The following is an 18,428-nucleotide window of genomic DNA, read 5'->3' on the forward strand; positions in this document are numbered from 1 at the left end:
AGCAAAAGACGGAATAAAGAGGTGTCGATGTGGATTATTTTCCGCTGATCCATACAAATATTTGGGATGCTGTGATCGGCGTGCCGGTCGTCTTATGCGTCACACAGCTGATCAAAGTGTTCTGCCGGGTTCCGGGCATATTCGTTCCCACGATTGCCCTTGCTGCCGGAAATATAGTGTCTATCGTTTTCGGTCATCATGAACACGTGTATGCGGGGATTTTTATGGGGTTTTTTTACGGATACGCCGCAATGGGGAGCTATTCATCTGCCAAAACGTCTCTGCGCGCTTACCGGTCGAAACATGAGCCGTATTCATGAACACATCTGGATTTTTTTGTTATGATAAAGAAAAGGGAAAAAGGAGCGATTGGCACATGGCGAAGAGCAAAACGAAAAAAATGCGGGAGCATCTCAAAAGAAACGGAATGCGTGACGCAGTCCTGTCAAGGGGGACGGCGCCGTCTTTCAGCACCCATGAAAGAGTGACGAAGACCAAAAAAGACAGGCTTGAAAGAATAAAGCATAAAAAAAGGAACCCCTATGATCACCGGAGTGATGACGGGGGTTCTTTTTTTATGCCCGAATCTCGCGCCTTTCTATGATTTCTCTGTCATGTTTTCTCTTTTCTTTCATACAATCTACTAAATCAAGTCAATAGATTAGCGGGAGGAAAGCGGTATGAGAAAACAATCGTACAAAGAACTGTTTTTTCGCCATGTAAAGGATCATCTGTCACTTTATATATTTGTGTTCGTCTTGTTTTTTATGGGAGTCATTTTCGGGGCGATCATCGTCAACAGCATGACCATCACGCAGAAAGAAGATTTGTATTACTATTTAAGCAAGTTTTTCGGACAGCTGTCTGACGGAAAACATGCCGGCGCTTCAGAAATGTTTTGGCAGGCCGTCTTTCATGATGTAAAATATTTGGGGCTGATGTGGATCCTCGGTATTTCCGTGATCGGTCTTCCGGTTATTTTCATTATGGTGTTTTTAAAAGGAATCGTCGTCGGCTTCACGGTCGGTTTTTTAGTGAATCAAATGGGGATGAACGGGTTTTTCCTGTCATTTATTTCGGTTCTGCCGCAAAACGTCGTTCTCATTCCGGCGTATCTTATCATGGGGACATGCTCTATCGCTTTTTCACTGAAACTGATCCGGCAGCTGTTTGTCAAACGCAGCCTTCATGACGCGCCGATCCAATGGTTCGGACGCTACGCCTTCGTGCTGATTCTCATCGTTTTCTTCTCGGTCATCGCTTCGCTGCTCGAGGCGTACGTGTCTCCGCTGTTTATGGAAAAGCTGTCATCACGCATATTTTAGAATGATTATCACAAAATAATACTTTTATTTATCAGTTTATAATAATTATAGTTGGAACTCTGCGCGTATTTTGTTATAATGAGTCATGGAATGCGGCGTAGGAGGGAAAGACATGGAAAACCGTATTGATCGAATTAAAAAGCAGCTGCACTCGTCAAGCTACAAGCTTACGCCACAGCGGGAAGCAACGGTAAGAGTGCTGCTTGAAAACGAAGAAGACCATTTAAGCGCAGAAGATGTATACCTCCTCGTAAAAGAGAAATCTCCTGAAATTGGTCTCGCTACAGTATACCGTACATTAGAATTATTAACAGAATTAAAAGTCGTTGATAAAATTAACTTCGGGGACGGCGTATCCCGCTACGACCTTCGCAAAGAAGGCGCGGCTCACTTTCATCACCATTTGGTGTGCATGGAGTGCGGAGCCGTCGATGAAATTGAAGAAGATCTGCTTGAAGACGTTGAAGAAGTGATTGAACGTGATTGGAAATTTAAAATTAAAGATCATAGATTGACTTTTCACGGAATCTGCCACCGCTGCCGCGGGGATGAAACAGAGTAAAAGCCTACGAACCTTTTCTGCCAGGAAAGGGTTTTTTGCTGTTTTTATGTATAAAAGCCTTTGAAATTGGCATAAGGTGTACTAACAGCCGCCAAAAGAAAGGGTCGATCGAAAGATGGGCAGATTCTTAAAAACAGCCGCGGATACGATCAAAGTGTTTATTCTGTTCACAGGTTTTACCGCGCTGTTCTATTATGCTATGATATGGGTGAATTCAGAGTATGAAAACTATCATCGGTACGATAAACCGGAAGGCTCCGCCGTCAAAGTGGCCAAAACGGAACATGAGGAGAAAGACGGCTGGTTCGGCCGATTGATCTTTTTTTACCAAAACGGGGAGTAGATCAAGAGTGAAGGATCAAATTAAGGATTTCATCCATTATGTGAGGGTTGAAAGAGGGCTGTCCCAAAATACGATGATGTCCTATGAGCGTGATCTGAAAAGTTATTCTCTCTTCTTAACTGAAAGCCTTCAGATCACTTCATGGAATGATGTGACCCGTCTTCATATTATTCAATATTTAAAGCATATAAAGGACTCCGGGAAATCCGGCAAGACGTCTGCGAGGCATTTGGCGTCGATCCGGTCTTTTCATCAATTTCTGTTAAGGGAAAAAGCCGCGGATAAAGATCCTTCGGTACATATTGAAACACAAAAAACAGAGCGGACGCTTCCGAAAGTATTGGCGCTTCACGAAGTTGAGCGGTTATTGGACACGCCTAAGCTTGACAGCCCGTTCGGTCTCAGGGATAAAGCCATGCTTGAACTGCTGTACGCAACCGGTATCAGGGTCAGCGAGATGATCGAGCTAAAATTATCCGACGTCCATTTGACGATGGGATTTGTCCGCTGCTTCGGAAAAGGGCGGAAAGAGCGGATTGTGCCGATTGGTGAAGCCGCTTCCCATGCGATAGAAGCATACATTGAAAAAGCCAGAGGGAAATTATTAAAGAAAAACGTAACCGAAGCGCTTTTTCTGAATCATCACGGCAGGCAGATCAGCCGTCAGGGATTCTGGAAAAACCTGAAAAAAATCGCCCTTGAAGCGGGGATTAAAAAAGAGCTGACACCGCACACGCTCCGGCACTCCTTTGCAACGCACCTGCTCGAAAACGGGGCGGATCTGCGCGCCGTGCAGGAGATGCTCGGACATGCCGATATTTCCACGACGCAAATTTATACGCATGTGACGAAAACAAGGCTGAAGGACGTGTACAAACAGTATCATCCGCGCGCTTAGGAGCCGCTGCCAGAGGGGCCGCGGCTTTTTTGCCGGATTGGCGGAATACAGAGAAGGTTCTAATTATTTGAATCGGCATTGTCAACAAGAATGTAAACGGTTTATACTTGAGTTGTCTGACCTCTGTAAGCTACAATGGACAGATGGAAGAAAAGGAGGCTTTTATGATGTCTGAATACAAATATAACCGGGTATTTTTGATCGTAATGGATTCTGTCGGAATCGGTGAAGCGCCGGACGCCGCCGATTTTAATGATATAGGCGCAAATACGCTCGGACACATCGCAGAGCACATGAACGGCTTACATATGCCCCATATGGCGCAGCTCGGTCTCGGACTGATCGGAGACATTAAGGGCGTGGAAAAAACGGAGCACCCTCTTGCGTACTACGGAAAAATGCAGGAGGCGTCAAACGGGAAAGATACGATGACGGGGCACTGGGAGATTATGGGCCTCTACATTGAAAAACCGTTTAAAGTGTTCCCGGAAGGATTTCCGGATGAACTTCTTCAGGAACTTGAGCGGCGTTCAGGACGGAAAATCATCGGAAATAAGCCGGCTTCAGGCACGGCGATTCTGGATGAGCTCGGAAAAGAACATATGGAAACGGGTGCGCTGATCGTTTATACATCAGCAGATTCCGTACTGCAGATTGCGGCTCACGAAGATGTCGTTCCGCTTGACGAACTGTACAGCATCTGTGAAACGGCAAGAGAACTGACGCTTGATCCGAAGTACATGGTCGGCCGGATTATCGCAAGACCGTTCGTCGGAGAACCGGGCAGCTTCAAACGCACGCCGAACCGTCATGATTATGCGCTCAAACCGTTCGGCCGCACGGTAATGAACGGAATGAAAGACAGCGGATTAGACGTCATTTCCATCGGCAAAATTTCTGATATTTATGACGGAGAAGGCATTACATCTTCCCGCCGGACGGTATCTAATATGGACGGCATGGACAAAGTGATTGAAACGCTCGGTGAAGAGTTCACGGGCCTGAGCTTTGCCAACCTCGTTGATTTTGACGCGCTGTACGGACACCGCCGCGATCCGGAAGGGTACGGAAAAGCGCTCGAGGAATTCGACGCAAGGCTTCCGGAAGTGTTTGAGAAAATGAAAGAAGACGATCTGCTTATCATCACTGCGGATCACGGCAATGATCCTGTCCATCACGGCACGGATCACACGCGGGAGTATGTGCCGCTTCTTGTGTACAGCAAAAAGCACAAACACACTGAACAGCTGCCGCTTGCGGATACATTTGCCGATATCGGCGCAACCATTGCGGATAATTTCAAAACGGAAAAGCCGGAATACGGAAAAAGCTTTTTATCAAGATTACAGTAGGGGGACTTTTTTTGAAACAAAAGATCGAACGTGCTGCTGCATTTATTAAAGAACACGTGAAAGAAACACCAAAGATCGGTCTGATTTTAGGGTCAGGGCTCGGCGTATTGGCCGATGAAATTGAAGGAGCTGTCAAGCTTACATATGAAACGATCCCTGATTTTCCGGTCTCAACGGTAGAAGGCCATGCCGGCCAGCTTGTGATGGGAACGCTTGAAGGTGTGCAGGTCATCGCGATGCAGGGCCGCTTTCATTACTATGAAGGCTACTCAATGGATCAGGTCACATTTCCCGTCCGCGTAATGAAGGCGCTCGGCGTTGAATCCCTTGTCGTGACGAACGCAGCCGGCGGTATCAACACTGAATTCCGGGCCGGCGATCTGATGATTATTACAGACCACATCAACTTTACGGGCACCAACCCGTTAATCGGGCCGAACGAAGCTGAATTCGGACCGAGATTCCCGGACATGTCAGAAGCCTATGACAAAGAGCTGTCAGGCTTGGCTGAAAAAACGGCCGATGAGCTGGGCATTCCTGTTCAAAAAGGGGTGTATACAGCTGTTACGGGGCCATCTTACGAAACGCCAGCTGAGGTTCGGTTTTTAAGAACGATGGGTTCTGACGCTGTCGGCATGTCGACCGTGCCGGAAGTCATCGTCGCCAACCACGCGGGGATGCGCGTGCTCGGCATCTCATGCATTTCCAACGCGGCGGCAGGTATTCTTGACCAGCCGTTATCCCATGAAGAAGTAATGGAAATGACGGAAAAAGTAAAAGGCGGCTTTTTGAAGCTTGTAAAAGCCGTAGTCGCACGATCTCAAAAATAAGTCAGCATCAGTCAGCTGTTTCTTCGGAAGCAGCTGTTTTTTTGTGCCCTCAACACGAAACATTTTCCAGATGAGGCGTATAAAACCACCGGATTTGGAAAAAATAAAAAGGATTATGAAATGGAGGGCTATGGAGATGAAACGTCTTATATCCACTTTGTTGATTGGCATTTTATTAACGGCATCAGCACCGTCCGCTTTTGCAAAGCCGGACGGAAAACATACATCGGAGCTCGCTCATGAAGCCAAAAGCGCCGTGCTGATTGAACGCGATACGGGAAGCATTCTTTATAACAAGAACAGCCGGGAGCGTCTGGCGCCGGCAAGCATGACGAAAATTATGACCATGCTTTTAATCATGGAAGCGCTTGACAAAGGGAAAATAAAGATGAGCGATAAAGTCAGGACGAGTGAACATGCCGCGTCCATGGGCGGATCACAGATTTTCCTTGAACCCGGAGAAGAAATGACGGTAAAAGAAATGCTCAAAGGAATTGCGATAGCTTCCGGAAATGACGCATCCGTCGCAATGGCGGAGTATATTGCCGGTTCAGAAGAGGATTTCGTCAACCGGATGAACAAAAAAGCAAAAGAATTGGGATTGAAAGATACCTCCTTCAAAAACCCGACGGGACTGCCTGAAAAAGACCATTACAGCTCTGCTTATGACATGGCGAAAATGGCGAAGGAATTATTAAAGTATGATAAAATCACTCAATTTACGGGAACGTATGAGGATTATTTAAGAGAAAATACAGACAAAAAGTTCTGGCTCGTCAATACAAACCGGCTGATCAAATTTTATCCGGGTGTAGACGGCGTGAAGACGGGCTTTACAGGCGAAGCGAAGTATTGTTTAACCGCCACCGCTAAAAAAGGAAATATGAGGGTCATTGCTGTTGTTTTCGGAGCCAGCACTCCGAAAGAAAGAAATGCCCAAGTGACCAAAATGCTTGATTACGCCTTCAGCCAGTTCAAAACACACCCGCTGTACAAACGGGATCAAATCGTCGGAACGGTAAAAGTGAAAAAAGGAAAACAGAAACTGATCAAGCTGACCACATCTGAGCCGATTTCTCTTCTGGCCAAAAAGGGAGAGAACATGGACAAAGTAAAAAAAGAAGTGAAAATCAACGGCAATGTAACGGCTCCGGTTAAAAAAGGAGACGTGCTCGGCAGCCTCGTTCTGAAAAAAGACGGAAAGGTGCTCGTTGAAAGCCCGGTCACGGCAAAAGACGACATGGAAAAAGCGGGTTTTCTCACTTTTCTGAAGCGGACGATGGGAGATTGGACTAAATTTAAATAATCGTGGCGAACGGGCACTAGTTTTGTCATAGTGAAGGAATTGCTTTCCCGAAAATCGAAACACTCATTATCCGATCATATCAAGGAGGAATGAGCATGAGCCTTGGAATTGACTTTCATGTCAAAGAATCCGTGCTTTGTATTCGATTAACAGGTGAACTCGACCATCATACGGCAGAATCATTAAAACAAAAGGTTACTGAATCGCTGGAGGCTGACGGCATCCGTCACATTGTGCTGAACCTTGAAGATCTTACCTTCATGGACAGCTCCGGCCTCGGTGTGATTTTAGGGCGTTATAAACAAATTAAACAGCTCGGCGGAGAAATGGTCGTGTGCGCGATTTCACCCGCGGTGAGACGTCTGTTTGACATGTCCGGCCTGTTTAAAATCATCAGGTTCGAACAATCAGAACAAAAAGCGCTTTTAACGTTGGGGGTGGCATCATGAAAAACGAGATGCATCTTGAATTTTCAGCCCTCAGTCAGAACGAATCGTTTGCGCGCGTAACAGTTGCTTCTTTTATCGCACAGCTCGACCCGACGATGGATGAGCTGACGGAAATCAAGACCGTCGTATCAGAAGCGGTAACAAACGCGATCATCCACGGCTATGAAGAAAACTGCGACGGAAAGGTGTACATCTCCGTTACGCTGGAGGATCATGTCGTCTATCTGACCATACGTGACGAAGGTCTCGGGATCACGGATCTTGAGGAAGCGCGCCAGCCGCTCTTTACGACAAAACCCGAGCTTGAGCGCTCCGGAATGGGCTTTACCATTATGGAAAACTTCATGGATGATGTCACGATTGATTCCTCGCCGGAGATGGGAACGACGATACGCTTAACAAAACACCTATCAAAAAGCAAAGCGCTTTGTAATTAAGGAGATTTGTTATGGATGTGGAGGTTAAGAAAAACAGCAAAAACGCGCAGCTCAAGGACCATGAAGTCAAAGAATTAATCAAAAAGAGCCAAGAGGGCGACCAGCAGGCAAGAGACCTCCTCATAGAAAAAAACATGCGTCTTGTGTGGTCCGTCGTTCAAAGGTTCTTAAACAGAGGCTATGAGCCGGATGATCTGTTTCAGATCGGCTGTATCGGATTGTTAAAATCCGTTGATAAATTCGATTTGTCCTATGATGTCCGTTTTTCAACTTATGCCGTGCCGATGATTATCGGAGAAATCCAGCGCTTCATCCGCGATGACGGAACCGTCAAAGTTTCAAGATCTTTAAAAGAGCTCGGCAATAAAATACGCCGGGCGAAAGATGAACTGTCAAAAACATACGGAAGAGTGCCGACCGTCCAGGAAATCGCGGACCATTTAGAAATTGACGCGGAGGATGTGGTGCTTGCGCAGGAAGCGGTGCGGGCGCCTTCATCCATTCATGAGACCGTATATGAAAATGACGGAGACCCGATCACCCTGCTTGATCAGATCGCCGATCATTCAGAAGAGAAGTGGTTTGACAAAATCGCCCTCAAGGAAGCGATCAGTGATTTGGAAGAACGGGAAAAACTCATTGTCTATCTGAGATATTATAAAGATCAGACACAGTCGGAAGTAGCCGAACGGCTCGGGATTTCCCAAGTCCAGGTATCGAGGCTGGAGAAAAAAATATTAAAGCAGATTAAAGTGCAGATGGATCATACGGAAAGCTGACCTTTTACGGGCCGGCTTTTTTTATTTGTGTATCGGTGGTAATTTATGGTCTTTTGCCGCTGATGAATGAGAACAAAAGTGAACCGCATACTACATATATAACCACCCGAAAGATGGTGATGCAAGATGGAAAGACGAATATTTCTCAGACTTCGCCACCGCGTGAAGGCTCATACCGGAGATATCATCACAATCGGCGACGCCGCGCAGATTGCGGGACAGCAAAAGCTGAAAAAAAAACTGTCGGCACTGCCGCTGTATAAGGTCACGAAAAAAGATAAAAATATCGTCGTGCTGGACATCATAAAAGTGCTGAAAACCATTCATACCGCTTTTCCCGCTCTTGATGTACAGACCGTCGGCGGCGCTGAAACGATAGTGGAAATCCATTACCAAAAAAAGCAGCTGTCAGCCGTTTTGTTCGTCGGTGTCTGGCTCCTGCTTTTTATCGGTTCATGTCTTGCCATTATGAATTTTCATGAAGATGTCAGTATGAGAGAAGTTCATATCGCCTTATATGAAATCATAACGGGCGAACGGAATGAATATCCGTATCTGCTTCAGATTCCATACAGCATCGGCCTCGGTCTCGGTATGATCGTCTTTTTTAATCACATCTTCAAAAAACGCCTGAATGAAGAGCCAAGCCCGCTGGAAGTCGAGATGTTTAATTATCAGCTTGATCTCGATCATTATGTCGCAATGCACGAAAATGAAGAGACGATGAAAGATCTGCATGATCGTTAGCATTCTTTTCGTTATGTTTGTCGGGCTTGGCGGAGGGCTGACCGTGGGTGCGGGCTTTGTGGCTTTTTTAACCGTTATGGGAATCGTCCCCCGCCTTATGCAGCTGACAAAAACAATGCGCTTTGTACAGGCCTACGAAGGAGCTGTTATTTCAGGAGCTGTGTTCGGCGGCTGGGAAACCTTAAATATGAATCATTTTTTTTTATCTGAATGGCTGGCCGTTCCGGTCGGGCTTTTGGCCGGCATGTTTGTCGGCATGCTGGCCGCCGCGCTTACAGAAGTGCTGAATGTGCTTCCCATTCTTGCCAAACGGATCGGCTTCGGCAGCAAAATCATCATATTGCTGATGGCCATTGTGTTCGGCAAAATAGCCGGCTCTTTATTTCATTGGCTGTATTTTATCCATCATTCATAAGGAGGAACCGACATGACAAACTTAAAAGAAAATTACAAAACAAAAGTGAAAGACTATCAGCCGAAACCGCCATATGTTTGGAATTGCGTCAAAGCCTTTCTGATCGGCGGTTTGATCTGTCTGATCGGGCAGGCTCTTCAAGACTTTTACATCCACTTTTTTAATTTTAATGAAAAAACAGCGGGCAACCCGACGGCCGCCACTCTTATTTTAATTTCCGCCCTTTTGACCGGATTCGGCATTTATGACAGACTCGGGCAGTTTGCCGGAGCGGGTTCAGCCGTGCCGGTGACGGGTTTTGCTAACAGTATGACAAGCGCCGCTCTCGAACACAGAAGTGAAGGACTCGTACTCGGAGTAGCGACAAACATGTTTAAATTGGCGGGAAACGTCATTGTATTCGGCGTGGTGGCAGCCTATATCGTAGGCCTGATACGGTTTGCTTGTGAAAAACTGTTTTCGTAGGAGGAGAAAAAATGAAATTGACCGGAAAGCAAACCTGGGTATTTGAAAACCCGTTATTTGTAAATGCGGCGGGGACGGCAGCCGGACCGAAAGAAAAAGACGGCCCGCTCGGTTCGCTGTTTGATAAGACATACGATGAAATGCACTGCAATCAGAAAAACTGGGAAATGGCGGAACGTCAGTTAATGGAAGATGCCATCAACTCCGCTTTGCAAAAACAGAATTTGAAAAAGAGCGATATTGATTTGTTACTCGCGGGGGATCTTTTAAATCAAAATGTGACCGCCAACTACGTCGCCAGACATCTGAAAATTCCGTTCCTCTGTCTGTTCGGCGCCTGTTCGACTTCAATGGAAACGATTGCCGTCGCATCCGCGCTCATTGACGGCGGTTTTGCGAACCGGGCGATCGCAGCCACGAGCAGCCATAACGCGACGGCAGAACGGCAATTCCGCAATCCGACGGAGTACGGCGGGCAAAAACCGGATACCGCCACTTCAACGGTCACGGGGGGCGGGGCGGTCATCATCAGTCAAAACCCTTCTGATATCAAGATTACAAGCGCAACAGTGGGAAAAGTAAGCGACCTCGGAATAACAGATCCGTTCGATATGGGATCCGCCATGGCGCCCGCTGCCGCCGACACAATCAAACAGCACCTGCAGGACTTAAACCGCACGGCGGATGATTATGATCTGATTTTAACGGGAGACCTTTCAGGCGTCGGCTCGCCGATCGTGAAAGATTTGCTCAAAGAAGAAGGCTATCCCGTGGGAACGAAACACGATGACTGCGGTCTTCTCATCTATACGCCGGACCAGCAGGTGTTTGCGGGCGGAAGCGGCTGCGCCTGCTCTGCGCTTGTTACGTACACACATATTTTTAACCAATTAAAAGCGGGGACTCTAAACAGAGTACTCGTTGTCGCGACAGGAGCGCTTTTAAGTCCGACAATGATCCAGCAGAAGGAAACCATTCCGACCATCGCGCACGGTGTGGTATTTGAGCGGGCGGGAGGTGCATCATAAATGGAATATCTGTTGGCTTTTGTTTGCGGGGGAATCATATGCATTATCGGTCAGCTGCTGCTTGACATTTTTAAACTGACACCCGCCCATGTGATGACAACTTTTGTCGTCATCGGCGCCTTGTTAGATGGGTTCGGAATTTATGACAAATTTATCGAATTCGCAGGCGCGGGCGCGACGGTTCCCATCGTCAGCTTCGGTCACAGCTTATTGCACGGCGCCATGCATCAAGCTCACGAGCATGGATTTATCGGGATCGCCATGGGGATTTTTGAACTTACTTCCGCCGGTATATCTTCAGCGATTTTATTCGCATTTCTTGTAGCCGTTATTTTTAAACCGAAAGGATAATGCCTGATGACGAAACGGAAGGTCATTCTTGTGACAGACGGGGACGTATACGCCGCCAAAACAATTGAATACGCCGCGGAAAAAGCAGGCGGACGGTGTATTTCCCAATCAAAGGGCAATCCGTCAACGAGAAGCGGCCCCGAACTTGTTCAGCTGATTAAAGCCGCGCCGAATGACCCGGTGTTTGTCATGTTTGACGATTCAGGCCTGCAAGGGGAAGGGCCGGGCGAAACGGCGCTGAAATATGTCGCCTCACATCAGGACATTGAAGTGCTGGGGGTGATTGCGGTCGCTTCTAAGACCCATCAGGCAGAATGGACGAAAGTCGATGTCTCCATTGACCGTGATGGAGAAGTGACGGAGTTTGGCGTCGATAAAACCGGAATGAGAGAAATGGACGAGCACAGAATGAACGGAGATACGGTGTATTGTCTGGATAAATTGGACGTTCCCCTCATTGTGGGCATCGGCGACATAGGTAAGATGGGAAGAAAAGATGACATATCAAAAGGCTCGCCGATCACGATGAAGGCGGTCGAATTCATTTTAGAAAGGAGCGAAAGCCATGCCGGAAAAACCGGAAAACATGATCAAGGTGTACCGGGATCCTAGAAAAAATGAACAATTTTTTAAAGACCGCGTCGGTATGGGAACGAGCTATGATGTCGGCGTCCGCAAAGTTCGAGTATTAGACCGGGAAGTCCAGATTTACTTTGTCAACGGATTAACCGATACTTTGTTTATCATTCATTTAATGGAACAGCTCGTCGACGTCAATAATTATGACGAGAATGCGGATGAAGCGATTGACGTTGTTGAAAACAGACTTGTCAATCAGCAGGTTCAAAAAGTCAAAACGCTCGACGAAGCAACGGATCAAGTTCTTTCCGGACTTGTGGCGGTTATCGTTGAAGACGCGGGCTTCGCCTTTATCGTTGACGTCAGAAGTTATCCCGGACGCACGCCTGAAGAACCGGATACGGAAAAGGTCGTCCGCGGGGCAAGAGACGGTTTTATCGAAAATATCGTCATTAATACAGCATTGATCAGAAGACGAATCAGGGACGAAAGGCTCCGCGTCAAAATTACGAAAGTCGGCGAGCGCTCTAAGACCGATCTTGCGATTGTGTATATAGAGGACATCGCTGACCCGGACCTTGTCAGCATCGTCGAAAACGAAGTGAATGCGATTGACATTGACGGACTGACGATGGCTGATAAAACGGTGGAGGAATTCATCGTCAAACAAGGCTACAATCCGTTTCCGATGGTCAGATACACGGAGCGGCCGGATGTGGCCGCCAATCACATTTTGGAAGGGCACGTCATCATCGTCGTCGATACGTCACCGAGCGTGATCATAACGCCGACAACGATATTTCACCATGTTCAGCATGCGGAAGAATACAGGCAGGCGCCTTCAGTGGGCACATTTTTAAGATGGATCAGGTTTTTCGGTATTATCGCTTCAACCGTTCTGCTTCCGATTTGGTTCCTCTTTGTTCTCGAACCGTCTCTTCTGCCCGAAAGATTGGATTTTATCGGTTTAAATAAAAATACGCACATCCCGATCATTCTGCAAATCTTTTTGGCCGATTTGGGGATTGAGTTTCTCAGGATGGCCGCGATCCATACGCCGACCGCTTTATCCACCGCCATGGGTCTGATTGCGGCGGTGCTGATCGGTCAAATCGCCATAGCGGTGGGGCTGTTTTCAGCAGAAGTGATTCTGTACGTATCGATCGCCGCCATCGGATCATTTACCACGCCGAGCTATGAGCTCAGCCTCGCCAATAAAATGATACGCCTCATCTTAATGGTTCTCGTAGCCATTTTCCAAGTGAAAGGCTTTGTGATAGGTTTTACATTGCTGCTGATCATAATGGCGAATATCCGCTCGTTTCACACGCCGTATTTATGGCCGTTTTTACCGTTTAACGGCAAGGCGCTGTGGCAGGTGCTCGTCCGGACGACAGTGCCGGGAGCGAAAGTCAGACCGAGCATTGTTCACCCGAAAGACCGTCAAAGACAGCCAAGCGGTTCATAATCGCATTGAAACCGACAGAAGATTATGATATTGTATGTCTTAACTTATACGGGACTTGTATAAGGACAGCTCAAAAGAAGCTGTCCTTTTCACCCATATGCGGATCAGAAAGAGGGAATGAGCATTGTTCTTACATGGCACAAGCAGACAAAACAAACTAGGTCATTTGGAAATCGGAGGTGTGGACGCGCTGTATTTAGCGGAGCATTACGGCACGCCTCTTTATGTTTACGATGTGGCTTTAATACGTGAGCGCGCTAAAAGCTTTAAACAGGCATTCATTGACGCGGATTTAAAGGCGCAGGTCGCGTACGCGAGCAAGGCGTTTTCTTCTGTTGCGATGATACAGCTCGCTGAGCAGGAGGGGCTCTCACTGGACGTTGTATCCGGCGGAGAGCTGTTTACGGCGGTTGCGGCTGGTTTTCCGGCTGACAGGATTCATTTTCACGGCAATAACAAAAGCGAAGAAGAGTTGAAAATGGCGCTCGATCATCAAATCGGCTGCATTGTCGTTGATAATTTTTATGAAATATCCTTACTCGCGGAACTGTGCCGCAAATCAGGGCGCACAATGGATGTGCTTCTGCGGATCACTCCGGGGGTAGAGGCGCATACGCATGATTATATTACGACGGGACAGGAAGATTCCAAATTCGGTTTTGATCTGCATAACGGGCAAATAGAAAAGGCGATTGAACAAGTATTACAGTCAGACCATATCCGCCTTCTCGGCGTTCACTGCCACATCGGATCGCAAATTTTTGATACGGCGGGCTTTGTGCTGGCCGCAGAAAAAATCTTCACAAAACTGAATGAATGGAGAGAATCATTCGGCTTTGTTTCTGAAGTGCTGAATTTAGGGGGCGGCTTTGGCATCCGCTACACGGAGGAGGATGAACCCCTTCATCCTGCCGTTTATGTGGAAAAAATTATCGAAGCGGTAAAAGAAAACGCAGCGCTGCACGCTTTTGACATTCCGGAGATCTGGATTGAACCGGGACGCTCGCTCGTCGGAGACGCCGGAACGACGCTTTATACCATCGGTTCGCAAAAAGAAGTGCCCGGCACCCGTAAATATGCAGCGGTTGACGGGGGCATGAGCGATAATATCCGTCCTGCCCTGTATCAGGCGAAATATGAAGCCGTATCGGCAAACAGAATCGGAGAACACCACGATAAAACGGTATCCATCGCGGGTAAGTGCTGTGAAAGCGGTGATATGCTCATTTGGGATATAGATCTTCCGGAAGTGAAAGAAGGCGATCTTCTCGCCGTTTTCTGCACGGGAGCATACGGATACAGCATGGCTAACAACTACAACCGCATTCCGCGTCCCGCCGTCGTTTTTGTGGAAGACGGCGAAGCGTATCTTGTCATTAGAAGGGAAACTTATGAAGACATTGTAAAACTGGATCTGCCGTTTAAGACGGGGGTCAAACAATAAATAAAAAAGAGACCGGAACAATGGCGTCCGGTCTCTTTTTGCATTCAGCTGTTAGAACTTGATCCGCTGTCTCCTGTAAATACAGACACGATCGCATTCCAAATCGAAGCGAAGAAATCAATGACTTTTTGAACAAAGCTTTTGCCTTCATCGGATTGAATGAACTTCGTGATTTTGTCTTTTGCCTTGTCAAGCTGGCTGCCGACTTGGCCCCAATCAATCTTGGCATTTTTCATTTTATTAAACAATGAAACGAGCTGGTCTTTTTGAGCGTCAGTCAGTGTAATGTTGAGGTTTGAAGCCGCATCATCGACCTTTTTCTCGATTCCTTCTTTTGTATCGGGCACACCGTTTTTCGCGAAATCATCTTTAATGTTTGCGATGAGCGCGGAGGCGTTTTTATCCCCGATTTTATCCCCGAGATTTGAAGTGGTGACAAGCTCTTGGTTGGCGACCTGTTTTACATCTTCTGAAATCGCTTTGTCTGATGAAACTTCATATGCCTTGATGATTCCCGTTAATGCTGCGGTGCCTGATACCTCAAACGGCGCCGTCACGTATACTTTCGCATCTTTCACTCCTGCTGTCATCAGGGCGTTTAAGTACATTTCATCCGTGATGGAATCGATATTATGGGTCTTAACGTCAAGCCCGGACCCTTTCTTTGCCACCGTGATGGATGATGAAGAGATGGCTCTTGTGCCGATTTGGGCATTCGATATATATTTTCCCAGATATTCATGTTCTTCTTTATTCGTAACCGTCACTTTTGTCGCGTTATCAGGGACATTTAATTCGTCAAGCACTTTCTGACGGTTTTCGTTTGACAGATCCGCCCCCAGTGTGACGATGACATCTCCGACTGCGGCATCGGCCAGGCTGATTTTCGGTATTGTGCACAATACAACGGCCGCCGCCAGCAATCCAATCCACATTTTTTTCAAAGCGGTTAACCTCCTTCTTTTCAAAATGCCGTTTTGAAGCGGTTTGTGAGGGCCTGCGTGAAGCAGTTCCGATACATAGACGGCTGTGAAGCTGTTCTGGTTTCATTTTCTTTCTGCGGAAGCGGGGAGATTCGTTTTCCGGCTGAAGGTGTGGTATAATAGCCGCGAAAAGAAGAGCAGAGGCCTCTTCCTTCAAAAGAATATCAAAAAGAAAGCCGGCTTACAATTGAAATTCATATTGAAGAAGGCTTTGACAAAAAACAATACGGAAGTAGGAATGAGAATGAAAACTGGTTACATCGAAATGGAAAACGGCAGCAGAATTGAATTTGAACTTTATCCGAATGAAGCGCCTAATACAGTCGCTAACTTTGAAAACCTGGCGAATACGGGCTTTTATGACGGCGTTATTTTCCACCGCGTGATTCCGGGCTTTGTCAGCCAAGGCGGAGATCCGACTGGGACAGGCATGGGCGGAAGCGGAAAAACGATCAAATGTGAAACAGAAGGCAATCCGCATAAGCACGAAGCCGGTTCTTTATCAATGGCGCATGCCGGTAAAGACACGGGTTCAAGCCAATTCTTCATCGTACATGAGCCGCAGCCGCATTTAAACGGCGTTCATACTGTATTCGGAAAAGTGACAAGCGGTTTAGAGCATGCGAAAAACATGTCTAACGGAGACAAAATGAAAGAAATCCGTGTAGAAGGATAATGACGGAAAACCCGCCTTTTTCAGGCGGGTTTTTTTATGTATATGAAAATTCTCATGTGTAAATCATGAAAAAATACATATATGAACATCAGCGATCATTCTGGTATAGTGAAAAAGACCGATTACAACAATGAAAAGAGGTAGAAACGTTGGTTCAATTGGCAACCGTTTTATTTGTCATTCTCATTCTCGCACTTATGATTTGGTTCAGGGTGAAAAAGGGAAACAGGCCGATTAAAGGCGGCGGCTTCGGCATCATTCTCCCGCTATTGATTATCGCCGTCATTTTTACATTCAGCATCAGCCAGCTCATGAATATCCCGGGAAAGCCGTTTCATTTTCCCGCTCTTTGGGAGCTCGCCATCGCCGGACTGTTAGGCGCGGTATTCGGCGTCATCATGCTGTCGCAAACCGCCTATGAAATCCGGGAAGACGGCTTTGTCTACTCCAAGCGGAATAAAAACTTTAAATATGTCATTATCGCGATTATTGCGATCCGTATCGTGCTCAGCCAATATTTCAAAAACATTGACGCGGCGGAATTCGCCGTTTTAACGATGGAACTTGCTTTTGTGTATTTGTGCATTTGGCGGATCGGAAGCTTCGTGAAATACCGTAAAATCAGCAGATCCGGCTTATAAAATGAAAAAAATGGATGAGGTGCGGGGCTTATTTGCCCTCTGTGCAGGGATTCATGGTAAAATAAAAACGACCATGGCTAATGGGAGGAAATCACTTGAAATCAGAAAAAGAAAAAACTTCTAAAAAAAGCGCCGTACTTGATTGGGCGAAAGCCATTATCATCGCTGTCGTTCTGGCACTGCTCATCCGAAACTTTTTATTTGCCCCTTATCTCGTTGATGGAAGATCAATGGATCCGACGCTGCATGACCGCGAGAGAATCTTTGTCAATATGACGGTCAAATACATAAGCGACTTCAAACGCGGCCAGATCGTCGTGCTGAACGGAGAAAATGAGCACTATGTCAAACGGATTATCGGACTTCCTGGCGACACGGTGCAAATGAAAAACGATCAGCTGTACATCAACGGCAAAAAAGTGTCCGAACCGTATTTAGCGGCAAACAAGCACAAGGCGAAGCAAGAAGGCTATGACCGGCTGACAGAAGACTTCGGCCCGGTGAAGGTGCCGGACGACAAATATTTCGTCATGGGTGATAACCGCAGAGAATCTATGGACAGCCGCAACGGCCTCGGTCTCTTTACGAAAAAACAAATAGCGGGCACATCAAAATTCGTCTTCTTCCCGTTTAACGAAATTCGCAAGACGAAATAAACCGTACAGGCAGTTTTCTTCATGAGGAAAACTGCTTTTTTATATAAATTTATCTTTCCACCCTCAAAAACAGAACATAAATTCGTATATCTATTTAATAGATAGAAAGTTTTACAGATACATGAAACATCTTCCCTTTATGAAACGTTATATGAATAACTCACGCAGGGAAGAACGTTTTTCTATTCATGAAAAAAAGGAATATGACATAGTAATGAATAGATTGATACGGGCTGGAGGTAGAAAAATGGGAAGAATTAAAACAAAAGCAGCCATTTTACTTGTACTGCTGCTGTTATTAGCGGGCGGTTATATGGTCATAAACGATATTGAACTGAAAGACGTGCCGACTGCAATCGGACAAACCCTGTCCCAGGAAAAAGAAGAATATACAGTCAAAACATATAAAATTACGAAAATCGAAGGAACTGAGTACCACGGTACGGCAGAAAACGGCACAAAAATTATTTTTAACGGCGACAAGCTGAAGCAGGATCTCTCCGATGTGAAAAAGGGAGATAAGATTAAAGCGTATTTCAGCAAATCAAACCGGATTGACGGCTTATTGAAGGTCGTCAAAGTGAACGAATAAATAAAGGCGCCTTTTATGGGAAAAGGGCGCTTTTTATTTTTCTGAATAATTAGGTGCAAATTCATTGCGCCTGCCGCAAAGGATGTTATAATAGCGGATAAG

General features: G+C 46.5%; 25 protein-coding genes. 24 read left to right on the forward strand and 1 reads right to left on the reverse strand.

The window, feature by feature from the left end:
- Window positions 1–29 precede the first annotated feature (29 nt).
- The 20 genes from SB24_RS17890 to lysA all read left to right on the forward strand — a co-directional run bounded on the left by SB24_RS17890 (window position 30) and on the right by lysA (window position 14,778).
- Window positions 30–320: a hypothetical protein gene (locus SB24_RS17890; RefSeq protein ID WP_039254632.1), complete on the forward strand. Its 291-nt coding sequence runs from the start codon at window positions 30–32 to the stop codon at window positions 318–320.
- 56 nt (window positions 321–376) lie between these two features.
- The gene (locus SB24_RS17895) at window positions 377–604 is read left to right on the forward strand and encodes a hypothetical protein (protein ID WP_012117898.1); all 228 of its coding nucleotides are present in this window, start codon (window positions 377–379) and stop codon (window positions 602–604) included.
- A 76-nt stretch (window positions 605–680) separates the two neighbouring features.
- A complete protein-coding gene (spoIIM, locus tag SB24_RS17900) occupies window positions 681–1,325 on the forward strand; it encodes a stage II sporulation protein M (protein ID WP_039254634.1) in 645 nt (214 codons plus the stop codon).
- Window positions 1,326–1,437: 112 nt separating this feature from the next.
- A complete protein-coding gene (fur, locus tag SB24_RS17905; RefSeq protein WP_003153330.1) occupies window positions 1,438–1,887 on the forward strand; it encodes a ferric iron uptake transcriptional regulator in 450 nt (149 codons plus the stop codon).
- Window positions 1,888–2,002: 115 nt separating this feature from the next.
- Window positions 2,003–2,230 (forward strand): YqzK family protein, encoded by a 228-nt coding sequence (locus tag SB24_RS17910; RefSeq protein ID WP_003153331.1) that lies wholly within the window; start codon window positions 2,003–2,005, stop codon window positions 2,228–2,230.
- Between the two features lie 7 nt (window positions 2,231–2,237).
- Window positions 2,238–3,128, forward strand: coding sequence for a site-specific tyrosine recombinase XerD (gene xerD / locus SB24_RS17915; protein ID WP_007612347.1), 891 nt, complete (start codon window positions 2,238–2,240; stop codon window positions 3,126–3,128).
- Window positions 3,129–3,295: 167 nt separating this feature from the next.
- The gene (deoB, locus tag SB24_RS17920; RefSeq protein WP_015417748.1) at window positions 3,296–4,480 is read left to right on the forward strand and encodes a phosphopentomutase; all 1,185 of its coding nucleotides are present in this window, start codon (window positions 3,296–3,298) and stop codon (window positions 4,478–4,480) included.
- Window positions 4,481–4,491: 11 nt separating this feature from the next.
- On the forward strand, window positions 4,492–5,310 hold the full coding sequence (locus tag SB24_RS17925; protein ID WP_007409407.1) for a purine-nucleoside phosphorylase: 819 nt from the start codon (window positions 4,492–4,494) through the stop codon (window positions 5,308–5,310).
- Between the two features lie 136 nt (window positions 5,311–5,446).
- Window positions 5,447–6,616, forward strand: coding sequence for a D-alanyl-D-alanine carboxypeptidase family protein (locus SB24_RS17930; RefSeq protein ID WP_039254642.1), 1,170 nt, complete (start codon window positions 5,447–5,449; stop codon window positions 6,614–6,616).
- A gap of 95 nt (window positions 6,617–6,711) precedes the next feature.
- Window positions 6,712–7,065, forward strand: a complete 354-nt coding sequence (gene spoIIAA / locus SB24_RS17935; RefSeq protein ID WP_007409411.1) for an anti-sigma F factor antagonist — start codon at window positions 6,712–6,714, stop codon at window positions 7,063–7,065.
- A complete protein-coding gene (spoIIAB, locus tag SB24_RS17940; protein WP_003153347.1) occupies window positions 7,062–7,502 on the forward strand; it encodes an anti-sigma F factor in 441 nt (146 codons plus the stop codon). The genes spoIIAA and spoIIAB overlap by 4 nt, the downstream gene beginning before the upstream one ends.
- 11 nt (window positions 7,503–7,513) lie before the next feature.
- Window positions 7,514–8,281, forward strand: a complete 768-nt coding sequence (gene sigF / locus SB24_RS17945) for an RNA polymerase sporulation sigma factor SigF (RefSeq protein ID WP_003153348.1) — start codon at window positions 7,514–7,516, stop codon at window positions 8,279–8,281.
- Window positions 8,282–8,407: 126 nt separating this feature from the next.
- A complete protein-coding gene (locus SB24_RS17950; RefSeq protein WP_007409412.1) occupies window positions 8,408–9,028 on the forward strand; it encodes a stage V sporulation protein AA in 621 nt (206 codons plus the stop codon).
- Window positions 9,018–9,443 (forward strand): stage V sporulation protein AB, encoded by a 426-nt coding sequence (locus tag SB24_RS17955; RefSeq protein WP_014418289.1) that lies wholly within the window; start codon window positions 9,018–9,020, stop codon window positions 9,441–9,443. Before SB24_RS17950 ends, SB24_RS17955 begins: the two co-directional genes overlap by 11 nt.
- A gap of 12 nt (window positions 9,444–9,455) precedes the next feature.
- Window positions 9,456–9,908 (forward strand): stage V sporulation protein AC, encoded by a 453-nt coding sequence (spoVAC, locus tag SB24_RS17960; protein ID WP_003153353.1) that lies wholly within the window; start codon window positions 9,456–9,458, stop codon window positions 9,906–9,908.
- An 11-nt stretch (window positions 9,909–9,919) separates the two neighbouring features.
- On the forward strand, window positions 9,920–10,936 hold the full coding sequence (spoVAD, locus tag SB24_RS17965; protein WP_015240132.1) for a stage V sporulation protein AD: 1,017 nt from the start codon (window positions 9,920–9,922) through the stop codon (window positions 10,934–10,936).
- The gene (gene spoVAE, locus SB24_RS17970) at window positions 10,937–11,287 is read left to right on the forward strand and encodes a stage V sporulation protein AE (RefSeq protein ID WP_007409415.1); all 351 of its coding nucleotides are present in this window, start codon (window positions 10,937–10,939) and stop codon (window positions 11,285–11,287) included.
- A 3-nt stretch (window positions 11,288–11,290) separates the two neighbouring features.
- Window positions 11,291–11,899 (forward strand): stage V sporulation protein SpoVABEA, encoded by a 609-nt coding sequence (locus SB24_RS17975; RefSeq protein WP_025284950.1) that lies wholly within the window; start codon window positions 11,291–11,293, stop codon window positions 11,897–11,899.
- Window positions 11,853–13,334 carry a spore germination protein gene (locus SB24_RS17980; RefSeq protein ID WP_007409417.1) on the forward strand — a complete coding sequence of 494 codons (1,482 nt, stop codon included), beginning with the start codon at window positions 11,853–11,855 and terminating at the stop codon, window positions 13,332–13,334. Before SB24_RS17975 ends, SB24_RS17980 begins: the two co-directional genes overlap by 47 nt.
- Before the next feature lie 124 nt (window positions 13,335–13,458).
- Window positions 13,459–14,778: a diaminopimelate decarboxylase gene (gene lysA / locus SB24_RS17985; protein WP_015240129.1), complete on the forward strand. Its 1,320-nt coding sequence runs from the start codon at window positions 13,459–13,461 to the stop codon at window positions 14,776–14,778.
- A 44-nt stretch (window positions 14,779–14,822) separates the two neighbouring features.
- Here lysA and SB24_RS17990 read toward each other — a convergent pair whose 3' ends face one another.
- Window positions 14,823–15,722, reverse strand: a complete 900-nt coding sequence (locus tag SB24_RS17990) for a DUF1002 domain-containing protein (RefSeq protein WP_014418285.1) — start codon at window positions 15,720–15,722, stop codon at window positions 14,823–14,825.
- A 283-nt stretch (window positions 15,723–16,005) separates the two neighbouring features.
- Between SB24_RS17990 and SB24_RS17995 the strand changes: the two genes are divergently transcribed.
- From SB24_RS17995 to SB24_RS18010, 4 genes are all read left to right on the forward strand, one after another.
- Window positions 16,006–16,437: a peptidylprolyl isomerase gene (locus tag SB24_RS17995; RefSeq protein ID WP_003153363.1), complete on the forward strand. Its 432-nt coding sequence runs from the start codon at window positions 16,006–16,008 to the stop codon at window positions 16,435–16,437.
- Window positions 16,438–16,586: 149 nt separating this feature from the next.
- Complete coding sequence (locus tag SB24_RS18000; protein ID WP_015417746.1) at window positions 16,587–17,078, forward strand: CcdC protein domain-containing protein; 492 nt, start codon at window positions 16,587–16,589, stop codon at window positions 17,076–17,078.
- 80 nt (window positions 17,079–17,158) lie between these two features.
- Window positions 17,159–17,734: a signal peptidase I gene (lepB, locus tag SB24_RS18005; protein WP_033574742.1), complete on the forward strand. Its 576-nt coding sequence runs from the start codon at window positions 17,159–17,161 to the stop codon at window positions 17,732–17,734.
- A 247-nt stretch (window positions 17,735–17,981) separates the two neighbouring features.
- Window positions 17,982–18,326: a hypothetical protein gene (locus SB24_RS18010; protein ID WP_007409423.1), complete on the forward strand. Its 345-nt coding sequence runs from the start codon at window positions 17,982–17,984 to the stop codon at window positions 18,324–18,326.
- Window positions 18,327–18,428: the final 102 nt, after the last annotated feature.

This window comes from Bacillus sp. Pc3, from assembly GCF_000815145.1.
GTDB lineage: Bacteria > Bacillota > Bacilli > Bacillales > Bacillaceae > Bacillus > Bacillus velezensis.